Below are 24043 nucleotides of genomic sequence, written 5' to 3' on the forward strand. Positions count from 1 at the left end.
CGTCGTCCCGCGATGGAATGAAAGCGGTCATTCGATGACCGTTGTCGCCTGCTCACGGGTTGCCAGACGCTTGCCGTCGGTACCGAACAGATGCGCGCGGGCCGGGAGCACGGCCAGGCGCAGTGTCTGTTCTTCCTCGACCGCGTGTTCGCCATCCAGCCTGACCACCAGCGGCTCGCTCTGGCCTTGCAGTCGGCAGTACGCCAGGGTGTCCGCGCCCAGCGGCTCGACCAGCTCGATGCGCGCCTCCAGCTCCGCGGCTCCTGTCGGCAGATCCTCATCCTTGCCCATCACCTGCAGGTGCTCGGGGCGAATGCCAAGCGTTGCATCGTCGCCGGTCGCCAGGCCTTCGCCATTCAATGCAAGCCTTGCGCCACAGGGTAGCGACAGGCCGGCCTGTGCCTGGGTGACGCTCAGGAAGTTCATCGCCGGTGAGCCGATGAAACCGGCGACGAATTGGCTGGCGGGCTGATCATAGAGCGCCATCGGCGTGCCGAACTGCTCGACATGGCCGCCATTCATCACCACCAGACGGTCGGCCAGAGTCATGGCCTCGGTCTGATCATGGGTCACGTAGACGGAGGTGACCTTGAGGCGCTTCTGCAGGCGGCGGATCTCCAGGCGCATCTGGACACGCAGCTTGGCGTCCAGATTGGAGAGCGGCTCATCGAACAGGAAGACCTGCGGCTTGCGCACGATGGCACGGCCCATGGCGACACGCTGACGCTGGCCACCGGAGAGCTGCCTGGGGCGGCGATCGAGCAGTGCGGTCAGTCCCAGCAGTTCGGCGGCCTCGCTGACGCGGCGCTGGATCTCATCCTTGGGCGTGCGCCGGTTCCTGAGGCCGTAGGCCATGTTGTCGAACACGCTCATGTGCGGGTAGAGCGCGTAGTTCTGGAACACCATCGCGATGTCGCGCTCGGCGGGCTCCAGGTCATTGACGCGCTTGCCGTTGATCTCCAGATCGCCCTCTGAGATGTCTTCAAGCCCCGCCAGGGTGCGCAGCAGGGTCGACTTGCCACAGCCGGAAGGGCCGACGATGACGATCAGCTCGCCTTCGCCGAAAGCCAGATCGATGCCATGCAGGGCCTTGTAGCCATTGGGGTACTGCTTCTTGAGCTGCTTGAGCGCCAGTGTTGCCATGAGATGTGTATCCAGAGCGGTGCCGTGAGGGAAAAGTCAGTCCATCACGGCGTAACGGAATTCAGGGGGCTGCGTTTGAGATGTCGGAAGCTGACGTGCGAGACATCACTTCTCGCTGTCGACCAGTCCCTTGATGAAGTAGCGCTGCATGAACAGGATGACGAGGACCGGCGGGCCCATGGCCAGCAGCGTGGTGGCGGTGACATCCTGCCACGGCACCAGGCCATCACCGGTGGTCAGCATGCGTTTGAGGCTGACGACGATGGTCAGGTAGTCGGCATCGGTGGTGATCAGCAGCGGCCACAGGTACTGATTCCAGCCGTAGATGAACATGATCACGAACAGCGCCGCGATGTTGGTCTTCGACAGCGGCAGCAGGATGTCCTTGAGAAAGCGCCACGGCCCGGCGCCATCGATGCGCGCGGCCTCGACCAGTTCCGCCGGGATGGTCAGGTAGAACTGGCGCAGCAGGAAGGTCGCGGTGGCGCTGGCGATCAGCGGCAGGATCAGGCCAGCGTAGCTGTCCAGCATGTTGAGATCTGCCACCACCTTGAAGGTCGGCAGGATGCGTACCTCCACCGGCAGCATCAGGGTGATGAAGATCAGCCAGAAGCACAGCTTGCGGAAGCGGAACTCGAAGAACACGATCGCGTAGGCCGCCATCACCGAGATGATGATCTTGCCGATGGCGATACCCAGTGCCATCAGCAACGAGTTGAACAGCAGGGTCATCACGTCGGCGCCGAGACTGCTGACCGGGTCCTCCAGCAGGTGGCGATAGTTGTCCAGGCCTGCCTCGCCGATCCAGACCGGGGCGACGTTGGAGTAGAGGTCTCCCATCTCGTGGGTACTGGCGCTGAAGGCGATCCAGACCGGCAGGAAGAACAGCGCGCAGCCGACGATCAGCAGAGCATGGCTTGCGATATCAAGCCCGGGGCGGTTGTAGCGCATCAGTACTGCACCTTCTTCTCGACATACTTGAACTGGATCAGCGTTAGCACGCCGACGATGACCATCAACAGCACCGACTGGGCAGCACTCGAGCCCAGATCCTGCCCGACGAAGCCATCTTCATAGACCTTGTAGACCAGGGTGCGAGTCGAGCCGGCCGGGCCGCCCTGGGTGGTGGCATCGATGGTGCCGAAGGTCTCGAAGAAGGCGTAGACCACGTTCATCACCAGCAGGAAGAAGCTGGTCGGCGAGAGCAGCGGGAAGGTGATGGTCCAGAAACGCCGCCAGGGGCCGGCGCGATCCATCGCGGCCGCTTCCAGCAGGCTCTTGGGAATCGCCTGGAGACCTGCGAGGAAGAACACGAAGTTGTAGCTCATCTGCTTCCAGATCGAGGCCAGCACCACCAGCAGCATGGCCTGGTCGCCATTGAGCTTGTGGTTCCAGTCGATGCCGATGGCGGACAGCAGCGCCGGCAGAATGCCCAGCGTCGGGTCGAACAGGAACAGCAACAGCACCCCGGCGACGGCAGGGGCGACGGCGTAGGGCCAGATGAGGAAGGTCTTGTAGGTATTGGCCCCGCGCAGCACGCGGTCCGCCAGTACGGCCAATCCCAGCGCCAGTGCCATGGCACCGAAGGCCACGGCAAAGGAGAAATAGGTGGTCGTCCACAGTGTCTCGAGATACTCCGGCTCGCTCAGCACGTTGACGAAGTTGCTCAGGCCAGTGAATTCCCGCGAGAGCCCGAAGGCATCCTCGACATAGAAGGCCTGCTCGATGGCCTGGTAGGCCGGCCAGAAGAAGAACACGCCAACGATGATCAGCTGGGGAGCCAGCAGGATCCATGGCGTGAAGGGGTGTCGATTGAAATGAGCCATGCAGCAGAGGTCTCGCAAGGGATGAAGGACGGATCACGTCGGCCGTGTTCGTGAGTGGCGCCTGGCGTGATCGAAATGATGGTCTCGGGCCGTGAGAGAAGGGAAAGGGCACTCGTGAGGGTGCGCTTTCCGCTCTCTGGCGATGGAGAATGGTGGGAGGGCGAGCCCTGTAAGGGCCCGCCCCCGGTATGGCGATGATCAGCCGTTGGCGCGTTCGAACTTCTCGAGCAATGAGTCGCCACGCTTGACGGCGTTGTCGAGGCCGTCCTGCACGCTTTCCTTGCCGGAGAAGATCTTCTCCAGCTCTTCATTGATCACGTCGCGGATCTGCACCATGTTGCCCAGGCGCAGCCCCTTGGAATTCTCGGTCGGCGTCGCAGAGGTCATCTGGGTGATGGCGACGTCGGTACCCGGATTCTCGGCGTAGAAGCCTTGCTCGCGCGTCAGTTCGGCAGCGGCAGTGGTGATCGGCAGATAGCCGGTGAACTGGTGCCAGTCGGCCTGCACTTCGGGCTTTGAGAGGTACTGGAAGAACTTGGCGACGCCCTGGTATTCCTCATCGCTGTGACCGGACAGCACCCATAGCGACGCGCCGCCGATGATGGAGTTCTGCGGCGTCTCGATCACGTCGCTGTCATAGGGCAGTGGTGCCACGCCGAACTCGAAGCCCTTGGCGCTTTCCTTGACACCGGCATAGCTGGCGGAAGAACCCATCATCATCGCGCACTCACCGGAGTAGAACTTGGGCGCCGCGTCATCGAAGCGACCGCCGAACACGAAGCGCTTGTCGGCCTGCCAGTCATCGAGACGCTGGATGTGGTCGACCACGGCAGTCTTGTTGAATTCAAGACGGGTATCGGTACCGGCGAAGCCGTTGGCCTGGCTGGCGAAGGGCACGTCATTGCGTGCCGAGAAGTTCTCCAGCATCACCCAGGACGGCCAGGTGGTGGTCAGACCACAGCTTGCGGCACCGGAATCGACCACCTTCTTGAGCGCAGCGCCCATTTCCTGCCAGGTCTGCGGGAGGGACTCGACGCCTGCCTTGGCCAACACGTCCTTGTTGTAATAGGTCACCGGCGTGGAGGAGTTGAACGGCATCGACAGCATCTTGCCGTCGGTATCGGTGTAGTAGCCGGTGACGGCAGACAGGTAGGCGTTCGGGTCGAAGGCGGTGCCTTCCTGCGGCGCGAAGTCTGCCATCAGTTGATGCACCGGGACGATCGCGCCCTTGGCGCTCATCATGGTGGCGGTGCCGACCTCGAAGATCTGCACGATGTCAGGGCCCTTGCCAGCGCGGAAGGCGGCGATGGCGGAGGTCATGGTCTCGGAGTAGTTGCCCTTGAAGACCGGCTTGACGATGTAGTCGTCCTGACTTGCGTTGAAGTCGGCCGCGATCTCGTCGACCTTCTTGCCGAGCCCGCCTCCCATGGCGTGCCACCACTCGACTTCGGTGGCGGCGAGGGCGCTGGCGGAGGCGGAGGCGAAACCGATGGCCAGCGCGAGGCTGGCGAGGCGACGAGTCGCGGTGGCAGTCGTGCGGGTACTTGCATGATGAGTCGGGCGGCGCATGGTCAAACTCCTGAGAGGTTCCCCTGGCCAGCTTCCGCAACAAAGAAGAAGGACGCTGGCCGCTGACGATCGATGGCGACGATCAAGTGAACATTTTCTTGTTCTTTTGATGATCGTCCGAAAAGCGTAGACGACTCTATAGCGCCCGCCTTACAACTTTGTGACAGTCAGATGTTCATTCGAGCCAGGCTGACGTCAGGACTGAACCTGGGTCGACCTTATGACTGAGATGCGGGTGTGGGCTGCTCTCAGGTCATCTCAGGCTGGCAGGTGAGGCGCCGGGGGCAACCCAAGGCCGGAATAAGCGGCCGGCGAGCGAGTGTGCTAGTCTTGCGCGCTGAAAATGCCTGTGGCGGAGAACGCGATGAAAGTGGTTGAAGTGAGTGCCGGTGCCCGACGTGATGCCTGTCTGGCGATGCTGTGCGCCGAAGTCCATGGCCGCGAAGGGGGTCTGGATGCGCTGGTAAGTTACGCCGGCGTGCGTGGGGTGTGGTTCGAGAATGAGATGGCGCGTCTGTTCGCGCTGGTCGACGATGCCGAGCGCATCCACTCCGCTGCGCTGCTGGTACTCGACGAGAACGCGCGTGGCCTGAATCTGGCGCTGTGGGCGACGCCGACGGTGCATCGCGGTCACGACCACGGCATCGCGCTGGTTTCCCAGCTGTCAGATCATGGCCGCCTGCAGGTGCGCATCACCGACAGCTCACTGGTCAGCGTGCTGCGTCGCGCCGGCATCAACGACTGGCTTGAGGCCGAGGCCGAAGGCGATCAGCCGCGCGAGCTGGTCGGCATGAATCCGGCGGCGCGTGTCGGCAACCTGGCGGCCCTCGACGCGCCGCTGCGTCTGGACCGCGAGCGCATCAAGCGCTCCTTCAAGGCGCGCCCGAAGGACTTCGAGACCTACAAGAGCGCCTTCGTGCGTGACCTGGAGCACTTCGCGCGTCATATCTGAGGATGAGATGACGCAAGCGAATGACATGCTCCACCAAGACAAAGGCCCCGCTCAATGAGCGGGGCCTTTGTGGTTCTGCGATCGGCGGTCAGCGATCAGTTCGTGCGTCGATCACGTGGGCGTCGGCCAGTGATCAGGCGGCGTCCTGCTGCGGGTTGGAGGCGGTGCCGTCACTCGCCATCGGCTTGCGCACGAAGGCGTCGAAATCGAAGTGGTCGACAGTCAGCATGTCGAGTACCTCGGCTTCGAAGACACGCATGAAGTCGCCATCCTCGGCTGACAGAATGCCTGCCTCGACCGCCGCTTCGATACGCGCTTCCGGAGACAGTGCGTCGGCCGGAATCTCGCCCTTGTGGTAGGCCTTGGCCAGCGCCTTGTAGATCGGCTCGGCGCGCGGGTAGTCCTTGAGCAGCGCGTTGTAGCGGGCGAGGGCATTGTCCTGCTGGCCTTCGTCCTGCGCGTCCCAGGTGTTGTCGGTCAGCTTGGCACGCAGTGCAGTGTCGGTGGAGACGGCACGAGCGATCTCGCGCGTCAGGCTATCCCTGGGCATGGCGAACTGACGACCACGCGGCAGGGCGATCACGCGCAGGGTAGTGCCGAGTGCACGGTTGGGCAGGTTGGCGAACAGCTCATCCAGTGCCTTTTCCGCGCGGTGCAGCAGCCACTGCATGCTGTAGTGGAACAGCGCCTCCTCGTGTTCGCAGGCCTCGGATTCGTGCCACTGCTTGAGCGTCAGTGACGCCAGGTAGAGGTTGGAGAGCACGTCGCCCAGGCGTGCCGACAGCATCTCGCGCGCCTTGAGGCTGGAGCCGAGACTTGCCATGGCCGCATCGGCGGACAGCGAGAAGGCGGCGCTGAAGCGGTTGATGTGGCTGGCGTAGGGCGTGGCGACGGCATCGAAGCCAGTGGCCTTGCCGCCGATGCCGAAGCTCTGGGTGAAGGCGCGAGCCGCGTTGCCGAAGATGAGGCCTGCATGGCGGAAGAAGGCCTTGTCGAAGGCGTTCAGGTCATCGGCGTCCTTGGCGGCCAGCTCTTCCAGCACGTAAGGATGGCAGCGGATCGCGCCCTGACCGAAGATCATCAGGTTGCGGGTCATGATGTTGGCGCCTTCCACCGTGATCGAGACCGGGGTGCCGGCATAGGCCACGCCAATGTAGTTGCGCGGGCCAAGCGTCACGCCGCGGCCGCCGTGGATGTCCATGCCATCGGCCAGCAGCGAGCGGGCCATTTCGGTCAGCTGGCTCTTGAGGATGGCGGAGGGCACCGCCGGCTTGTGGCCATTGTCGATCATGTTGGCGGTGTGCAGCACCGACGCCTGGCTGATGTAGTTCATCGCGGCCATGCGTGCCAGCGGCTCCTGCACGCCTTCCATCTCGGCCACCGGCAGATTGAACTGACGACGGATGCGCGCAAAGCCGGCGCTCCAGCCCAGTGCGTAGCGCGAGATACCCGCGGAGCCGGACGGCAGCGTGATGCAGCGCCCCACCGACAGACATTCGACCAGCATCTTCCAGCCCTGGCCGGCCATCTGCTCGCCACCGATCAGGTAGCTGAGCGGAATGAAGACGTCCTTGCCGAAGATCGGGCCATTCATGAACGGCGCGCCGATCGGGTGGTGACGACGGCCGATGTCCATGCCGTCGGTATCACGCGGAATCAGGGCGCAGGTGATGCCGATGTCTTCCACGTCGCCCAGCAGGTGTTCGGGGTCGAACATGCGGAAGGCCAGGCCGACCACGGTGGCGACCGGCGCCAGGGTGATCCAGCGCTTCTCGAAGTTCAGGCGGATACCGACGACTTCCTCGCCCTCATGCATGCCGCGACACACGATGCCGGTGTCGGGAATGGAGGTCGCGTCACTGCCGGCACGCGGGCCGGTCAGGCCGAAACACGGAATCTCGCGGCCATCAGCCAGACGCGGCAGGTAATAGTTCTTCTGTTCTTCGCTGCCGTACTTGAGCAGCAGCTCGCCCGGGCCGAGGGAGTTGGGCACGCCGACGGTGACCATCAGTGTCTCGTTGACCGAGAGTTTCTGCAGCACCAGTGACTGGGCCTTGGCCGAGAAGCCGAGACCGCCATATTCCCTGGGAATGATCATGCCGAAGAACTTCTCGCGCTTGAGAAATTCCCACAGTTCCTCGGGCAGATCGGCACGCTCGCGGGCGATCTCCCAGCTGTTGGTCATGCCGCAGGCCGTTGAGCACTGCTGGTCGATGAAGGCCTGCTCTTCACTGGTGATACCGTCATTGCGCTGAGCGGTCAGAGTGTCCCACTGCGGCTTGCCGGAAAAGAGCTCGGCATCCCAGAACACGGTGCCGGCTTCCAGCGCCACCTTCTCGGTGTCCGAGACCTTGGGGGAGACCTTCTTGAACATCGCGAACAGGCGCGGGCTGAGCCACTTGCTGCGCAGGGCCGGCAGGCCGCACACCGCGACCAGTGCCGCGCCGATCAGCAGCAGGCAGCCCAGCACCGGCGCGTCGACCGCCAGGCCGACGATACCGATGATGGCGAGTACACCGATGGCCGCGAGGGCCCCGGCTTCGCGTGCCATGACGGCCAACAGACCGGCAACGGCGACAAGGATGAGGATGAGCTGCGTCATGGCAGTATCTCCGGGTGGCGAGGGATGGTGTCTTTGCATGGCGTTTCTACAGCGTAGCAGCCATGCGTTTAGAACGGTTGTTTGAATTCTCTTCAGCGTATCCCATGTTGCTCGACCCTGCTGTACGTCCAAGGTCTAAGGTGTGCGGATTCATTCTCGAAAAGGGCAGTCGCCCGGGGGAGGCAGTCGGCGAGCGCCAGACTGGAGTGAGTGAAAGCTGTCTGACAGGCATGAAAAAGGCCCCGCAATGCGGGGCCTTGGACGATCGATAGCGCTTGCGTGCGTGAGGTCAGACTACCTGTCTCAGGCGTTGACTCGCACGGGCTCTGGCGTTGATCAGTGCTCAGTCATTGATCAGTGCTCAGTCATTGACCAGTACTCAGCCATTGATCGGCGCGGAATCGATCTTGCGCTTGGCGGGCTGCTTGGCCGGTGTGCCCGGCTCGACCACGAAGTAGTCGGCGTCGGACGGCGGCAACGGCGCGCGGCCGCGAATCTTGTCAGCCATCTTCTCCGCCAGCATGATCGTCGGCGCGTTCAGGTTGCCGGTGGGGATGACCGGGAACAGCGAGGCATCGACGACGCGCAGGTTGTCGAGACCATGCACGCGACCGGCACCATCGACCACCGAAGTCTCGTCACTGCCCATGCGACAGCTGCCGCACGGGTGGTAGGCCGTCTCGGCATGATTGCGCACGTACTCGTCGAGCTGCTCGTCCGTCTGGACGTCAGCGCCCGGCGCCAGTTCGCGGCCGCGGTAGGGGTCCAGCGCGGGCTGGGCGATGATCTCGCGGGTCAGGCGGATGGCGGCGCGGAACTCTTCCCAGTCACGCTCCTCGGCCATGTAGTTGAAGAAGATCGAGGGCGCGGCCTTGGGATCGAGTGAGGTCAGGCGAACGCGGCCCTTGCTCTGGGAGCGCATCGACCCGACGTGCGCCTGGAAGCCGTGGCCCTGCACTGCGCTCTTGCCGTTGTAGCTGATCGCGATCGGCAGGAAGTGATACTGCAGGTTCGGCCAGGCCTCGCTGGCATCGCTGCGAATGAAACCGGCAGCCTCGAACTGGTTGCTGGCGCCCACACCAGTCCCCTTGAGCATCCACTCCAGGCCGATGGGCGGTTGGTTGTACCACTTGAGGGACGGGTAGAGCGAGATCGGCTTGGTGCACTCGTACTGGATGTAGAGCTCGAGGTGATCCTGCAGGTTCTCGCCGACACCCGGCAGGTGGTGCACCATCTTCACGCCCAACGGCTCGAGGTGCTCACGATTGCCGACGCCGGAGCGCTGCAGGATCTGCGGCGAGGCGATGGCGCCGGCGCACAGCAGCACTTCCTTGCGTGCACGCACGCGGTGGTCCTGGCCCTTGCGATCGTACTTCACGCCGACCGCCGTCTTGCCTTCGAACAGGATGACGTCGGTGGTGGCACGCGTCTCGATGGTCACGTTGGAGCGCTTCTTGGCGGTATCCAGATAGCCGCGCGCGGTGGAGGCACGACGGCCTTCCCTGGTCACGAAGCGGTCCATCGGGCCGAAGCCTTCCTGCTGGTAGCCGTTGACGTCTTCGGTGGCCGGATAGCCCGCCTCGATGCCTGCCGCGATGAAGGCGTGATAGAGCTCGTTGTTGCCCTGCTTGGGCGTGGTGACCGACACCGGGCCGTCGCCGCCATGGTAGTCATTCGGGCCGATATCGCGCGTCTCGCACTTGCGGAAGTAGGGCAGGCACTCACGATAGTTCCAGTCGGCCAGGATGGGGTCCTTGGCCCAGTTGTCGTAATCCAGCGCGTTGCCGCGGATGTAGCACATGCCATTGATCAACGAGGAGCCGCCCAGACCCTTGCCGCGACCACATTCCATGCGACGGTTGTTCATGTGCGGCTCGGGATCGGTCTTGAAGTCCCAGTTGTAGCGCTGACCCTGCAGCGGGTACGCCAGGGCGGCGGGCATCTGGGTGCGGAAGTCGAAGCGGTGGTCGCGGCCACCGGCTTCCAGCAACAGCACGCTGACGTCGGCGTCTTCGCTCAGGCGGGTGGCCAGCACGTTGCCGGCGCTGCCGGCGCCGATGATGACGTAGTCGTATTCACGCTCGAATTGGCTCATGAAATCTCCTCTCGTATCGGGTGCCACATGCGGGCACATGACGCCCCGTTCACGACGGGGAGTGGCCACTGCCGGGCTGCTGGATACGTTTGCTTGTCTGTGGTGAGCCGTCGGGGCACCGCATGACAGCAAGCTGCCATCAAAGGCTCAACGACTCATCGGAATTCGGGCACTGCGCGCGGCTCTGGCGAGCGACGCGGCGTGCAGCCGGCATGGCGAGTGTTCGACATGCCGGCAGGTGGGGCATCTGGCGCGTTGTCGTACTTGAGGTCCGGTGCTTGGGGCTTGCTCTTGAAACTCGGTCTTGAAACCCGGCCTTGAAACCCGATCTTGAAGCCCGGTCTTGAGATCCGGTACTTCAGCCTCTGGCGCCAGAGGGTACTGCTGTCATCAGGCCTTGTGACCAGTGATGGCTCAGAAGGCGGACTCGAACGGGCCCATCTCGATCAGCACGGACTTGGTCTGGGTGTAGTGAGACAGCGTCTCGACACCGTTCTCGCGACCGATACCGGACTGCTTGTAGCCGCCGACCGGCATTTCGGACGGTGACTCGCCCCAGGTGTTGACCCAGCAGATACCGGCTTCGAGCTGGTGAATCACGCGATGCGCGCGGTTCAGGCTCTCGGTGAACAGGCCAGCCGCCAGGCCATAGGTGGTGTCGTTGGCGCGACGGATGACTTCCTCTTCGCTGTCGAAGGACAGGATGGACATCACCGGACCGAAGATCTCTTCCTGCACGATGCGCATGTCATCGTTGCAGTCGGTGTAGACGGTCGGCGCGACCCAAGCGCCCTTGGCGAAGTCGCCTTCGTTCATGCGCTCGCCGCCGACCAGCAGACGTGCGCCGTCCTGCTTGGCGATCTCCAGATAGGAGACGACCTTGTCCAGGTGCTCGAAGCTGACCAGCGGACCGAAGGTGGTGGCGCGGTCCTGCGGGTCGCCGGCCTTGATGCGCGCGACGCGCTCGACGATCTTCGCCTCGAATTCAGCCTTGACGCTGGCTTCGACGAACACGCGGGTACCGTTGGTGCACACCTGACCGGAGCTGTAGAAGTTGGCCATCATGGCGCCGTCGGCGGCACGGTCGAGGTCGGAATCCGCGAACACCAGCAGCGGGGACTTGCCACCCAGCTCCATGGTGACTTCCTTGAGGCTGGAAGAGGCGGACGCGGACATGACCTTCTTGCCGGTACCGGCTTCCCCGGTGAAGGAGATCTTGGCGATATCCGGGTGCTCGGTGAGCATCACGCCGACGCGGGCATCGCCCTGCACGACGTTGAACACGCCGTCCGGCAGGCCGGCTTCGGTGAAGATCTCGGCCAGCTTCAGTGCGCTCAGCGGCGTGACTTCGCTGGGCTTGAAGACCATGGCGTTGCCGGCGGCGAGGGCCGGGGCAGACTTCCAGCAGGCGATCTGGATCGGGTAGTTCCAGGCACCGATGGCTCCGATGACGCCCAGCGGCTCCTTGCGGGTATAGACGAAGGCTTCCTGACGCAGCGGCATCTGGCTGCCTTCGATGGCCGGCGCGAGGCCCGCGTAGTACTCGAGTGCATCGGCACCGGTGACGATGTCGACCGCTTCGGTCTCGGACAGCGGCTTGCCGGTGTCGAGAGTCTCGAGCAGCGCCAGTTCGTCGTTGCGCTCGCGCAGCAGGTCCACGGCGCGACGCAGGATGCGTGAACGCTCCATGCCGGTCATCGCGGCCCACACCTTCTGCCCCTGCAGGGCGCTTTCGACGGCGGTATCGACGTCGGCACCGCTGGCCTGCTGGATCTCGGCGATGACTTCGCCGGTGGCGGGGTTGACGGTCTCGAAGGTCTCGCCGGAGGTAGCCTCGACCCGACGGCCACCGATGTAGAGGGTCTGGGTCGGGAAGCTTGCGTTGCCGTTAGCCATGCGTGCGCTCCTTACTGGGTTCATGGGAAGTGGGGGAGTCTGTCGCGTTCAGGGATACTGCCATATGACGTGTCAGCTGGTAGTCAGCGTATTCATAGGCGAGGCGGCGTGCGCGCTCGACATCGAGGCCGGTCGGGTCCAGCGTACCGCGCAACCACAGGCCGTCGATCAAGGCGGCCAGTCCTGCCGCGGCATCACGTGCCTCGCTCAGCGGCATGCAGCGGCGGAAGAGGGCACACAGATTGGAGATCAGGCGCCTGTCGTTGACCCGCTGCAGGCGTTCCAGCGGAATGCGGTGCATGCTGGAGGCCCAGAAGGCCAGCCAGGTCTTGGAGACGCTCTGACTGACCTGGCTGCGGTCAAAGTTGCCGTCGATCACCGCGCGCAGATGGCTGCGGACGTCGTCGTCGGCCAGTGCGGCGCGACGCTCACTGACGGCGCTGCGCAGGTCAGTGAGAATCTGGCGCATGGTGGCTTCCATCAAGCCATCCTTGCCGCCGAAATAGTGGCTGATGATGCCGGTGGACACACCTGCGTGACGGGCGATGCGGGCCACGGTCGCGTCGGCGAGTCCTGCCTCATCGATGGCTTGCATGGTGGCCTGGATCAACTGGCGGCGGCGGATAGGTTCCATTCCCACTTTGGGCATCAACGGAGTCCTTTTCGTATATCGGGTCGGTGTGACACTTGGTGTGGCCATGGTACTGGATCATCACCGGTTTGCCGCGAGCGTTGCACCATGCTGTCGTGTGCAAAGTTTTTATTGAACGTTCAATTAACAAAAAGTGTAGAGGCTGGTTCCCGATGCGTCAAGTTGAGGCAAGGCGGGGCAGTCAGGAGGCAGTCCGGAGTCAATCAAAGGGGAGGCGCACGAGGAATCGAGAGCAGGTGGCGGCCAACGACAGGCGGGCGTTCAAGATTGTGGGTTGGCGAGGCCGGTTGGTAAAAGCGCTACAGTGCGGTAGAACATGGAGGGGCAGCATGTCGATCTCAACGTAGGTTGAACGTTGCGCCGATGGTCGAGAGTTGAATGACAACGAACAATAAAACAAGGGGTTAGCATGAAACGATCACCTGGTAAGGTGCTGTTGGCACTGGGCGTCATCGCCGTGCCGGTCATGGCGAATCAGGCCCAGGCCGCCGTGTCGGAGGAATGTCGCACGGTGCGTTTCGCCGAAGTCGGCTGGACGGACATCACGGCCACCACCGCCCTGACGCGTGCCGTGCTGGAGGGGCTGGGCTATGAGACGACCTCTGACACCATCTCGGTGCCGATCGCCTATGCCGGCATGAAGAATGATGACTTCGATGTCTTCCTGGGCAACTGGATGCCGTCGATGGCCTCCATCAGTGACCCTTACATCGACAAGGGGCAGGTCGATCGCCCGCGCGCCAATCTGCAAGGCGCGAAATACACCCTGGCGGTGCCGCAGTATGTACTGGATGCCGGCGTGACCTCGGTGGCGGACCTTGCCGACAACCTCGAGAAGTTCGATGGTCGCATCTACGGGATAGAGGCGGGCAACGATGGCAACATGATCATTGCCGACATGATCGATGACGATGCCTTCGGCATGGGCGAGTTCGAGATGATCGACTCCTCGGAAGCCGGCATGCTGGCGGAAGTGAAGTCGAAGATTGCCGCCGAGGAGTGGGTCGTGTTCCTCGGCTGGGAACCGCACCCGATGAATACCCGCTTCGAGATGGGCTATCTGGAAGGGGCCGATGATTACTTCGGGCCGAATCTGGGTGGTGCGACGGTATATACCAATACCCGCGCGGGCTACAGCGAAGCATGCACCAATGTCGGGGCCCTGCTTTCCAATCTCGAGTTCACCCTGGAGATGGAAAACCAGCTGATGGGCGACATCATGGATGGCGGCGAAGACCCGGATGACGCGGCAGCCAGTTGGCTCAAGCAGAACCCGCAGGTGCTGGAGGCCTGGCTCAAGGGGGTCGAGACCGTGGAGGGCGAGCCTGGCCTTGCCGCCGTGAAGACCTCGCTGGGGATCTGATCGGCCCGTCGGGCTCGCCTGTTGGGCTTTTGATAAAAAGTGCTTGCAATTCAGCAGCCTGACCTGCAATATACGCCTCGTCGTGTGGCTACATAGCTCAGCTGGTTAGAGCACATCACTCATAATGATGGGGTCCCCTGTTCAAATCAGGGTGTAGCCACCAGTGATTCCAAGGCCTGCATCCGTGCGGGCCTTGTCACATCTGGATGTCGCTTCGTGCGCTTTCGGAGGTGGATCCGGCAGGAGGAATCGAGCGAGTTCTGCGGTGGTCTGAATGGCCGAAGGTGGTTGACGCCATTGAGTATTTCCGTATAATTCGTCGCGTGTTCAAGGTTGTTCCTCGATAGCTCAGTTGGTAGAGCAAATGACTGTTAATCATTGGGTCACAGGTTCGAGTCCTGTTCGAGGAGCCAATAGCACATGCAGCATGCTTGAAATGTCAGCCTGATAGCATCCATGATGATGTCACTGACAGATGGATTTCCGGTCGTTCCTCGATAGCTCAGTTGGTAGAGCAAATGACTGTTAATCATTGGGTCACAGGTTCGAGTCCTGTTCGAGGAGCCAATCCAAGGCTTCCTGCCAATGCCGGAAATGACGCTGATAGATGAGTTCCTCGTCGTCAGCTTCGATATCGCCCTGATATCGATCGATATTTTTGTTGTTCCTCGATAGCTCAGTTGGTAGAGCAAATGACTGTTAATCATTGGGTCACAGGTTCGAGTCCTGTTCGAGGAGCCAATATCACTTCCCTGCTTCCCCTCGTGTTCTCTGTTGGTCGTACCATCGCTGTCTGAGCCTTGCCTGTTGGCTCCGTTCGCCAGCCCTGTTCGCCAGCCCTGTTCGCCAGTCCGCTCCTGCTCCACATCCTGCTTCGGCATTTCGTGCTTTCTGCCTCGAGAGCGTGTTCCCGTGTCGCCAGCATTCTGCTGTCATCCTCTGTGCGGCAGCTGCCTGGCGTTGCGATGCATGCCATTCCGTTTCTGCTGTTACGTTTTCTGTCTTGTCGTTGCTGCCTGTGCGTTGTTGCCTCGCGCGGCCGTGATGCTGCGTGCTACAGGCTTTCTTGGTGGCATGAAAAAGCCCCTGCGCTCGGTGTTGCGTGAGGGCAGGGGCCTTGGCGGTCGACCGTATCCGTCAGGCGGCGGTCGTGGTGTGAGTCACGAGAGTCTAGCGATCCCCGGTGAGGTGGGCGTAGTCGAGCAGGATCTCGGCGCTTTCCTGAAGCTGGGCCTGATCGATCGGATCCTTGGCTTCCTTGTCGCTGCTGCCTTCTTCGAGATCGGCTTCCTGCTCCAGGTCGCTCTCTGGAGAAGAGATATGGTCGCTGGCTGCATCGAGTTCGGCAAAGCTTGCCAGTGGCTCGAGGTTGAGTGCACGACGGCGCTTGTTCTCCAGTGCCAGCTGCTCGGCTTCCTGGGCATCCATCTCGCGTTTGCGCTGCTCACGATTGAGGCTGATGCTGGTCTGCTGCGCGCGCAGTGCCTTTGACAGTGCGACTTCGCTCTTCAGGTAGCTGAAGTTGGGCTCTTGCTCGACGCGGCTCTGATGGCGGGCACGCAATGCGGCCAGATAGCGTGCCGGATCACCGTAGCGGCGATACTTCACCGGGCGTACCTGATCCCAGGGCAGTGCGTAGTCGAGGCTGGATTCGCCGATCTCCTGCGGGTCGATGACGCTTGGGAAGGCGATGTCCGGCTTGACGCCCTTGTTCTGGGTCGAGTCGCCGGAGATGCGATAGAACTTGGCGCGGGTCAGCTTGATCTCGCCTTCGCTCAGCGAGGAGATGGTCTGCACCGTCCCCTTGCCGAAGGTCTGGCTGCCGAGAATCGGGCCGCGGCCGTAGTCCTGGATCGCGCCGGCGAAGATTTCGGACGCCGAGGCCGAGAGTCGGTTGACCAGTACGGTGAGCGGGCCGTCATAGTGGGTGCCGGCATCGGTATCGCCGTAGAGGCTGATACGGCCGCGTGCGTCACGCACCTGCACGGTGGGGCCGCGATCGATGAACAGGCCGATCATCGAGTTGGCTTCCTGCAGGGCACCGCCACCGTTGTTGCGCAGATCGAGAATGATGCCTTCCACCTGTTTGGCTTTCAGTTCGTCGATCAGGCGCGCCACGTCGCGGGTGGTGCTGCGATAGTCGTCTTCACCGGCCTGCCAGGCATCGAAGTCGACATAGAAGGCGGGCACGTGAATGACGCCGATCCTGTGGACGCCGTCATCGCGCTTGACGTCGATGACCTTGGCATTGGCGGCCTGGTCCTCAAGCTTGACGGTATCACGGGTGATGTCCAGTTCACGTGTCTTGGTGACATCCAGCGACTGGGCCGGAATCACTTCCAGGCGCACGACGGAACCCTTCGGGCCGCGGATCAAATCCACGACGTCATCCAGGCGCATGCCGACCACGTTGGTCCACTCGCTGTCGCCCTGACCCTGGCCGACGGCCACGATGCGATCGGCCGGCTTGAGCTCGCCATCCTTCTCGGCAGGGCCGCCGGGCACGAGGCTCGAGACCTTGACGTATTCGCCTTCGGATTGCAGCAGGGCGCCGATGCCGTCCAGTGACAGCTTCATCTGGATATCGAAGGATTCGCCCTGGCGCGGCGAGAAGTATTCGCTGTGCGGGTCGATGCTGCCGGTCACGGCATGCATCACCAGCGTCAGGATATCTTCATCGTTGGTCTGCTTGATGCGCTTGAGCTGGTTGGAATAGCGCTCGCTGAGCGTCTTGGCGATCTCGTCATCGCTCTTGTCGGACAGCGACATCGACAGCCAGGCGTTCTTGAGGCGCTTGCGCCACAGCTCGTCGAGCTCCTGCTCACTGTCGGCCCACGGGCTGTCCTTGCGGTCCAGCGCCAGGCGATCATCCTTGTCGAAATCGAAGCTCGGCTTGGCGTTCAGCGTCTTCACCAGCCAGGTGAGGCGTGCGGTGAGGCGCTGCTGATAGCGCTCGTAGAGGCCATAGATGCGCTCGAGATCACCATCGACCATGGCGTCGTCGAAATCGTGACGCAGGTCGCTGAACTCGCTGATGTCCGCATCCAGCAGATAGGCTTTCTGGGGGTCGAGAGTCTTGAGGTATTGCGTAAAGGCGCGGTTGGCCCAGTGGTCATCCAGGGTCACATCTTCGTAATGCCCATAGCGCAAAGACTCGGCAACTTCGCGAGCAGCCTGTGCATCGGCGTCAGTAGGGGTGACCGCGGCACTGGCAGGGCCGGCCATGGCAAGACACAGGGCAACGAATGCCGTGCGCCGGACGTTTGCGAACAGGCTCATCAATGAAGCACTCCCGATTCATGTACACTCTGCTCCCTGAACGACCTCCCCGCAGGGGGTCGAGCGGGCATTGTAGCAGTCTCACGCACCATACACAGTTGTCTGGCGTTGATGCGTTGGGGTTGTGAAAACTCTGTCAGCGCAGGGCTTTGGCTGGCATGTCGCGCTTTTGGACGCCCCGCTGAGCGGTGACTGGATGGCAATCGTGCCGTCGGAGGGGCGTCACAGGTTTTCCCCATCATGTTTCTTCTTATACAGTGCCTTGCATATATCTTCGAGGACCAGACGCCATCATGACTCATGCGATTGCGGATTCCCGCGTTCCTGCACTGCTCGACTTCCTGTCTTCTTCTCCCACGCCGTGGCATGCGACGGCTTCCATGGCGCAGCGTCTTGAACAGGCGGGCTATCGCCGCCTCAGCGAGACGTCTTCCTGGCAGCTGGCGCCCGGTGAGCGCGCCTATGTCACGCGCAATGATTCCTCATTGATCGCCTTTCAGCTCCCGAAAGGTGATACGTCGCTGAGCTCGCTTCGGATGATCGGGGCGCACACCGATTCGCCCTGTCTGCGCCTGAAGCCCAATCCGGCACAGGCCAGTCAGGGCTGGTTGACGCTGGGCGTCGAGACCTATGGCGGCGTGCTGCTGAGCACCTGGTTCGATCGCGATCTGGGGCTTGCGGGCCGTGTCCAGGTGCGGCATGTGGACGGTCGCCGCGAGGCGCTGCTGCTGACGGTCATGCGCCCATTTGCCTGTGTGCCGAGCCTGGCGATCCATCTGGATCGTGACGTCAACAACGGGCGTGCCATCAATGCCCAGACCCAGATGTCTGCCGTGGTCATGCAGCTGGGGGACGAGGCCGGTACGCCCGCAAAGGTCTTCAATGCGCTGTTGATCGATCTGATCGAGGAGCAGCACGGCGTGCGGGTCGCGGATATCGTCGACTTCGAGCTGGGGCTGCATGATCTGCAGCCGGCGGCGCAGTCGGGGCTGAAAGGTGAGTTGATCACCAGTGCGCGCCTCGACAATCTGCTGTCCTGCTTCGTCGGTCTCGAGGCGCTGCTGGAGGCCGATGGCAGCCAGGGCTCGCTGTTTGTTGCCACTGATCACGAGGAAGTCGGCAGTGCCAGTGCCTGCGGTGCCCAGGGCCCCTTCCTGGCCGATGTGCTCAAGCGCATCAATCACTACGTCGGCTTGGACAGCGAAGAAGGCTATCAGTGCCTCGTACAGCGCTCCTTGATGATTTCTTGCGATAATGCCCACGCCGTGCACCCCAATTTTGCGGACAAGCATGATGCGGGGCATGGGCCGAAGTTGAATGCCGGCCCGGTCATCAAGGTCAATGCCAATCAGCGTTACGCCACCAACAGCACCACGGCCGGACTGTTCCGTGAGCTGTGTCGTGAGCAGGATGTGCCGGTGCAGACCTTCGTCAGTCGTGCCGACATGGGCTGTGGCAGCACCATCGGGCCGATCACCGCCAGCGAGGTGGGGGTGCCGACTCTGGATGTGGGGCTGCCGCAATGGGGCATGCACTCGATTCGTGAGACGTCCGGCAGTGCCGATGTTGCCATGCTGATCAAGGTGCTGGTGGCATTCTGCGATCGTGAGAAGCTGGACTGAGTCGAGCCGGGTTGTGCTGAGGTGGCGGGCACGTATCGTAATATCGTAAAAAGACGAGCATCAAAAAGGGCGGCCTGTGGGCCGCCCTTTTTGATGCTCGGGTTCTGGTACGAGGGCTGCGGAACAGGGTGTCGGATACGCGAGGTGTGAGTGGAGTCCGATCAAGGTCTCGGCGCAGAACGCGCGCAACGAAAAAGGCCTGACTGCAAGCAGTCAGGCCTTTCGAATCTCGGTTGGTGGCTACACCCTGATTTGAACAGGGGACCCCATCATTATGAGTGATGTGCTCTAACCAGCTGAGCTATGTAGCCGTCCAACGGAGGCGAATATTACGGATTGTCCGTGATGTTGTCAATGTGTCAGTGCGAAAAAGTGGCAGAGAATTCATCAGGCTAGCGCTCATGCCACGCAGCGAGGGCATAAGAGAGGTTTTTGCAGAGACCATCGCGGAGAGCGTCTCAGAGAGTATCGCCGAGGGTCTCGGTGAGTTCGCCAGTGAGAGTGCCAGGCATAGCCTCTCGCGAGATGGCGCGTGCGATGAGGTCGCCACTGGCGCAGGCCAGCGTGAAACCAAGACTGCCATGGCCGACGTTGAGCCACAGATTGTCCGGGCTGCCCGCTTGCCGAGGGCGGCCAAGGATAGGCGGCCCCTTGGGCGTGCTGGGGCGCAGCCCGGCCCAGGGGGTGGCCTGCGCGAAATCGCCGGCTTCGGGGAAGGTGTCGCTGGCCAGCTTGCGCAGGGCGGCAATGCGTTGCGCATCCAGTTCGGGGTGGAAGCTGTCGCGTTCCCGCTGACCGATATCCACCATCGCCGCGACGCGCAGCTGGCGCGATGCCGACGACTCCAGATCGGCATAGACCACCTTGCGTGCCGAGTCGGTGACGCTGATCCGAGGGGAGGCTGCTTGTGGAATGTCCGCTGCCAGCGCCAAGGTGAGGCTATAGCCCTTGAGGGGTTGCAGGGGGAGGCGGATGCCCAATGGCTTCACCAGCTCACTTGAGTGATTGCCGGCCGCGATGACGACCTCTTCGACGGCAAGGCATTCTCGGCGGCCATCAAGGTGTCTGAGCTCGAGCTGCGCGATGCGTCCATTGTGTGCGCTCAGCGGGGCAACGCGCGTGTTGGCGAGGCGCGTGTAGCGCCCGGAGGCCTGCAGCTTGCGCTCCAGCGCCTGGCAGAAGGCATGGCAATCCGCCGTCTCATCTGAGGCGCTGAAGATGCCACCGGACAGATGGGCTTGCTGGTGGGCCAGTGAGGGCTCCAGCGCGATGCATTGACGTGCATCAAGCACCTGTTGGTCCTGTGGGGCGACACGCGCCGCGGCTGCCTTGTCGAGCGTCGCCTGTTCACGATGGATCACCAGCTTGCCGCGCTGCTGCCAGGCGAAGTCATCGAGGACATCCCGTGTGCGCCACTCTGCCATCACCTGCTGGCTGTGCAGCGCCAGTGAGAGCATCTGCGCTGCGCTGGCCTGGTGGGTGCGGTGATTGCAGGCGGCCAGAAAGCGGGCCATCCAGCGCCATTGTGCGGGGGAAAGCCGCGGGCGCAGTTTCAGTGGTGCTTCATTGCCTGCCAGCAACCACTTGATGGCCTGGCGGGGCACGCCGCCATCGGCCAGTGGTGCCACGTAGCGATAGCTCAGCTGGCCGCCATTGGCGTGGCTGGTCTCGCTGGCGACCTCGGCATGGGCATCGATCAGGGTCACGCAGTGGCCGGCGCGCACCAGGGCATGGGCACTGGCGAGGCCGATCACACCGCCTCCGATGACGGTCACGTGGTGTTGCATGCTGGGCTCCCGAGTCGCGAAGGTCGTGTTTCGTTGTGCTCGAGCTTGCCGGTCGCTGGCGTGAGTGGCGAATGAAAAGGATGTGCCGCCCCATAACCCGAGGGTATGGGGTAACCTGATGCGCGGGCGCTGAAGTACGCCCTCAAGTGAACCCTCAAGCAAGCTCTCAAGTTAGCCCACTAGACAATCGGACAGGGAGATAGCGCATGCGGCTCAGGGACCTGGAGATCTTTCACGCCGTCCTGCAGGCCGGCAGCGTGACTGGTGCGGCGCGGTTGCTGCATATCTCCCAGCCGGCGGCGAGCAAGGCGTTGCAGCAGGTCGAGCGGCAGTGGGGCATCACGCTGTTCACGCGCAGTGCAGGGCAGCTTCATCCCACCGAGGAGGCGCGCAAGCTGGAGGCGGCCAGCCAGGGAATGCTGGGGCAGCTGGACGATGTGAGGCGGCTGGTCGATGGCTTGCGTGAGGGCGAGGCACGCACGCTCAAGGTGGTGGCAACGCCTGCCATCGCCCAGCAATTGCTGCCGCAGGCGCTGGGGCAGTGGCGCCGGCGTCAGCCGCGAGTCAGCTGTGAGCTGGCGACCCAGCATACCCGCGAGATCATCGATGCTCTGCTGCTGCATGAGGTCGATATCGCCTTCACGCAGAGTGCGCCGACGCATCCTGCGCTGATGACGCGCCCGTTGGTGCGCATGCCGCTACTGGTGCTCGCGCCTGAGGGGTATTGGGCACAGGACTGTCAGCAGGCGCCGATGACGGTGGCGGAGCTTGCCGGTCAGCGCCTGATCGCGTTGGGGGCGCACGACCCGCTGGCGAGGCGACTCGATGATCTGCTGGCGCGCGTGGCGCAGGAAGCTTCAAGCGCTTTGCCATCTTCACCGCGCATCGTGACACGAGTGCAGACCTATCCACTGGCGGCGGCGCTGGTTCAGGCGGGGGAGGGGCTGGCGGTGGTCGATGCGCTCACGGCGCATGCCGCCATCAGGGAGCGTGGCTTGAGCGCGCGTCAGTTGCCCCAGGCGGGTGAGCTGGAGTTGAGCGCCGTGTGGCGACGCGAGGCGGGTCGCTCGCGGCTGGCGCAGTCGCTGGCAGACCAGCTCGCCAGACAGGCCGCGCAATGGCTGGAAGTGCCAGTGTTCGAAGCATGAACAAGGCTGGTGAATGGTGTTCGCATGATGAGAACGCAGAACGCCCCTGACCTCGTGGGAGATCAGGGGCGTTTTATGCAGCATCAGACGCTTTCAGGCTGGCTCACCAGGCACTGACTACGCCCGAGGCCTCAGACATTGAAGCGATAGTGCACCACGTCGCCATCCTTGAGGATGTAGTCCTTGCCTTCCAGGCGCCACTTCCCTGCATCCTTGGCACCTTGCTCGCCCTTGTAGGCGATGAAGTCGTCATAGGAGATGACTTCGGCGCGAATGAAGCCTTTCTGGAAGTCGGTGTGGATGACGCCGGCGCCTTCCGGTGCGGTAGCGCCGATCTTGACGGTCCAGGCACGCACTTCCTTCACGCCAGCGGTGAAGTAGGTCTGCAGGCCCAGCAGCTCGTAACCGGCGCGGATGACGCGATCCAGGCCCGGTTCTTCCATGCCCAGTTCGTCGAGGAACATCTCGCGCTCTTCCTCGTCCAGCTCGGCGATCTCGGCTTCGATCTTGTTGCACACCGGCACGACGCTGGCACCTTCATTGGCAGCGATGCCACGCACGATATCGAGGTAGGGATTGTTCTCGAAGCCCTCCTCGCTGACGTTGGCGATGTACATGGTCGGCTTGAGGGTCAGGAAGCCGAAGCCACGCACGATCTTGAGGTCGTCATCGCTGAGGCCGAAGCTGCGCAGCGGCTGGCCTTCGGCCAGGTGCGGCTGGATACGCTCCAGTACGGCCTTGGTGGCGATGGCGTCCTTGTCGCCACCCTTGGCGACACGTGCCAGGCGCTGGATGCTGCGCTCGACGCTGTCGAGATCGGCCAGGGCCAGCTCGATGTTGATGGTCTCGATGTCGGCCGCCGGATCGACGTGGTTGGCGACGTGGATGACATTGTCATCCTCGAAGCAGCGCACCACGTGTGCGATGGCATCGGTCTCGCGGATGTTGGCCAGGAACTTGTTGCCCAGACCTTCGCCCTTGGAAGCGCCCGCGACCAGACCCGCGATGTCGACGAATTCCATGGTGGTCGGGATCACCTTCTCCGGCTTGACGATCTCGGCCAGCGCGTTCAGGCGAGGGTCAGGCATCGGCACGATGCCGGTGTTCGGCTCGATGGTGCAGAAGGGGAAGTTCTCGGCGTCAATGCCAGACTTGGTCAGTGCATTGAAGAGAGTGGACTTGCCGACGTTCGGCAGGCCGACGATGCCGCAATTGAAACCCATGGCGCTAGATCCTGGTGTGACGTATCGAATGGGGCGTGGCACTGGCAGTCGTCTCGACCGGCAGGCTCTGAGTGCACGGGCACTGGGCATGCGGGGAAACGAGTGGGCAGGCACGGAATGAAGACAGGCGGGAAGTGTAAGGCCTCATGCCGCCGAGGTCATCCATTGGGCGCATGTCGCGCGACAAATGATGCCTTTTGCTGCTGATCGCGTGGCGAGACGCGCGCACGCAAGCGAGGTGATGCGCTGAGCGAATCACCGAAATTCGGAGAGGGGTGATGCAGAGGTTCAGCTCTTGAAGGAATGCAGGCGATTCATGGCCCGTGCCCATTCGCCACTGATGGCGTCGGGGAGGGTCATCACCACTTCGTCGATGGCGTCGTCGATGGCCTGGCGTTCAGCCTTGCCGGGACGTCCGAGCACGAAGTTGGTCACCAGCTTGGCATTGCCGGGGTGGCCGATGCCGATGCGGGCACGATGGAACGACTTGTCGTTGCCCAGTGCACTGATGATGTCGCGCAATCCGTTGTGACCACCATGGCCGCCACCCTGCTTGTAGCGGGCGGTGCCGGGGTCGATGTCCAGCTCATCGTGGGCGACGAGCAGTTCATCCGGGGCGAGCTTGTAGAAGTTGCACAATGCGGCCACGGCCTGACCGCTGCGATTCATGAACGTCGATGGGAACAGCAAATGCAGATCCAGACCGGCGAAGTGGACCTTCGCGTATTGGCCATGGAACTTGCGTTCCGGACGCAACGTGGTGTGACCGTGGCGCGCAAGAGCGTCAAGGAGCCAGACGCCGGCATTGTGACGGGTGTCTTCGTATTCGCTCCCCGGGTTACCGAGGCCGATGATCGCTTTCACTCGTGACATGCGCTGTCTGGCT

The 24043-nt window shown here is 62.7% G+C and carries 16 protein-coding genes and 5 tRNA genes; 8 read left to right on the forward strand and 13 right to left on the reverse strand.

Annotated features, from left to right (window positions below; genetic code table 11):
- Positions 1–27 precede the first annotated feature (27 nt).
- The 4 genes from CDPAHKCJ_RS06305 to ugpB form a co-directional block, all read right to left on the reverse strand.
- Positions 28–1143, reverse strand: a complete 1116-nt coding sequence (locus tag CDPAHKCJ_RS06305) for a sn-glycerol-3-phosphate import ATP-binding protein UgpC (RefSeq protein ID WP_166019124.1) — start codon at positions 1141–1143, stop codon at positions 28–30.
- A gap of 105 nt (positions 1144–1248) precedes the next feature.
- Positions 1249–2094, reverse strand: a complete 846-nt coding sequence (gene ugpE / locus CDPAHKCJ_RS06310) for a sn-glycerol-3-phosphate ABC transporter permease UgpE (RefSeq protein ID WP_166019125.1) — start codon at positions 2092–2094, stop codon at positions 1249–1251.
- Positions 2094–2969 carry a sn-glycerol-3-phosphate ABC transporter permease UgpA gene (gene ugpA / locus CDPAHKCJ_RS06315; protein WP_166019126.1) on the reverse strand — a complete coding sequence of 292 codons (876 nt, stop codon included), beginning with the start codon at positions 2967–2969 and terminating at the stop codon, positions 2094–2096. The genes ugpE and ugpA overlap by 1 nt, the downstream gene beginning before the upstream one ends.
- 198 nt (positions 2970–3167) lie before the next feature.
- The gene (gene ugpB, locus CDPAHKCJ_RS06320) at positions 3168–4538 is read right to left on the reverse strand and encodes a sn-glycerol-3-phosphate ABC transporter substrate-binding protein UgpB (protein ID WP_166019127.1); all 1371 of its coding nucleotides are present in this window, start codon (positions 4536–4538) and stop codon (positions 3168–3170) included.
- 364 nt (positions 4539–4902) lie between these two features.
- Here ugpB and CDPAHKCJ_RS06325 point away from each other — a divergent pair, with 364 nt between their 5' ends.
- Complete coding sequence (locus CDPAHKCJ_RS06325) at positions 4903–5490, forward strand: hypothetical protein (RefSeq protein ID WP_166019128.1); 588 nt, start codon at positions 4903–4905, stop codon at positions 5488–5490.
- A 133-nt stretch (positions 5491–5623) separates the two neighbouring features.
- Here CDPAHKCJ_RS06325 and CDPAHKCJ_RS06330 read toward each other — a convergent pair whose 3' ends face one another.
- The 4 genes from CDPAHKCJ_RS06330 to betI all read right to left on the reverse strand — a co-directional run bounded on the left by CDPAHKCJ_RS06330 (position 5624) and on the right by betI (position 12732).
- A complete protein-coding gene (locus CDPAHKCJ_RS06330) occupies positions 5624–8092 on the reverse strand; it encodes an acyl-CoA dehydrogenase (RefSeq protein ID WP_166019129.1) in 2469 nt (822 codons plus the stop codon).
- 379 nt (positions 8093–8471) lie between these two features.
- On the reverse strand, positions 8472–10187 hold the full coding sequence (gene betA / locus CDPAHKCJ_RS06335; protein WP_166019130.1) for a choline dehydrogenase: 1716 nt from the start codon (positions 10185–10187) through the stop codon (positions 8472–8474).
- A gap of 414 nt (positions 10188–10601) precedes the next feature.
- Positions 10602–12083 (reverse strand): betaine-aldehyde dehydrogenase, encoded by a 1482-nt coding sequence (gene betB, locus CDPAHKCJ_RS06340; protein ID WP_166019131.1) that lies wholly within the window; start codon positions 12081–12083, stop codon positions 10602–10604.
- Positions 12076–12732, reverse strand: a complete 657-nt coding sequence (gene betI, locus CDPAHKCJ_RS06345; protein WP_205700809.1) for a transcriptional regulator BetI — start codon at positions 12730–12732, stop codon at positions 12076–12078. The genes betB and betI overlap by 8 nt, the downstream gene beginning before the upstream one ends.
- A 469-nt stretch (positions 12733–13201) precedes the next feature.
- Between betI and CDPAHKCJ_RS06350 the strand changes: the two genes are divergently transcribed.
- The 5 genes from CDPAHKCJ_RS06350 (at position 13202) to CDPAHKCJ_RS06370 (ending at position 14839) form a co-directional block, all read left to right on the forward strand.
- Positions 13202–14098, forward strand: a complete 897-nt coding sequence (locus CDPAHKCJ_RS06350) for a choline ABC transporter substrate-binding protein (RefSeq protein WP_240916713.1) — start codon at positions 13202–13204, stop codon at positions 14096–14098.
- Between the two features lie 86 nt (positions 14099–14184).
- Positions 14185–14261, forward strand: a tRNA-Met gene (locus CDPAHKCJ_RS06355).
- A gap of 174 nt (positions 14262–14435) precedes the next feature.
- Positions 14436–14511, forward strand: a tRNA-Asn gene (locus CDPAHKCJ_RS06360).
- A 78-nt stretch (positions 14512–14589) separates the two neighbouring features.
- Positions 14590–14665, forward strand: a tRNA-Asn gene (locus CDPAHKCJ_RS06365).
- 98 nt (positions 14666–14763) lie between these two features.
- A tRNA-Asn gene (locus tag CDPAHKCJ_RS06370) sits at positions 14764–14839 on the forward strand.
- A gap of 429 nt (positions 14840–15268) precedes the next feature.
- Here the strand turns inward: CDPAHKCJ_RS06370 and CDPAHKCJ_RS06375 are convergent.
- Entirely contained in the window at positions 15269–17377 is a 2109-nt protein-coding gene (locus CDPAHKCJ_RS06375; protein WP_166019133.1) for a carboxy terminal-processing peptidase, read from the reverse strand.
- Between the two features lie 293 nt (positions 17378–17670).
- On the opposite strand from CDPAHKCJ_RS06375, the gene CDPAHKCJ_RS06380 reads away from it, so the two are divergent.
- On the forward strand, positions 17671–18999 hold the full coding sequence (locus CDPAHKCJ_RS06380; RefSeq protein ID WP_166019134.1) for a M18 family aminopeptidase: 1329 nt from the start codon (positions 17671–17673) through the stop codon (positions 18997–18999).
- 234 nt (positions 19000–19233) lie between these two features.
- On the opposite strand, the gene CDPAHKCJ_RS06385 is transcribed toward CDPAHKCJ_RS06380, so the two are convergent.
- Together CDPAHKCJ_RS06385 and CDPAHKCJ_RS06390 are read right to left on the reverse strand one after the other, a co-directional pair.
- A tRNA-Met gene (locus tag CDPAHKCJ_RS06385) sits at positions 19234–19310 on the reverse strand.
- Positions 19311–19457: 147 nt separating this feature from the next.
- Positions 19458–20786, reverse strand: coding sequence for a D-amino acid dehydrogenase (locus CDPAHKCJ_RS06390; protein WP_166019135.1), 1329 nt, complete (start codon positions 20784–20786; stop codon positions 19458–19460).
- 206 nt (positions 20787–20992) lie between these two features.
- Here CDPAHKCJ_RS06390 and CDPAHKCJ_RS06395 point away from each other — a divergent pair, with 206 nt between their 5' ends.
- The gene (locus tag CDPAHKCJ_RS06395) at positions 20993–21934 is read left to right on the forward strand and encodes a LysR family transcriptional regulator (RefSeq protein ID WP_166019136.1); all 942 of its coding nucleotides are present in this window, start codon (positions 20993–20995) and stop codon (positions 21932–21934) included.
- Between the two features lie 131 nt (positions 21935–22065).
- On the opposite strand, the gene ychF is transcribed toward CDPAHKCJ_RS06395, so the two are convergent.
- Complete coding sequence (gene ychF / locus CDPAHKCJ_RS06400) at positions 22066–23157, reverse strand: redox-regulated ATPase YchF (RefSeq protein ID WP_166019137.1); 1092 nt, start codon at positions 23155–23157, stop codon at positions 22066–22068.
- A gap of 288 nt (positions 23158–23445) precedes the next feature.
- Positions 23446–24030, reverse strand: a complete 585-nt coding sequence (gene pth / locus CDPAHKCJ_RS06405) for an aminoacyl-tRNA hydrolase (RefSeq protein WP_166019138.1) — start codon at positions 24028–24030, stop codon at positions 23446–23448.
- Positions 24031–24043 lie beyond the last annotated feature (13 nt).

It is taken from the genome of Cobetia sp. MB87, from assembly GCF_011319755.1.
Classification (GTDB): domain Bacteria; phylum Pseudomonadota; class Gammaproteobacteria; order Pseudomonadales; family Halomonadaceae; genus Cobetia.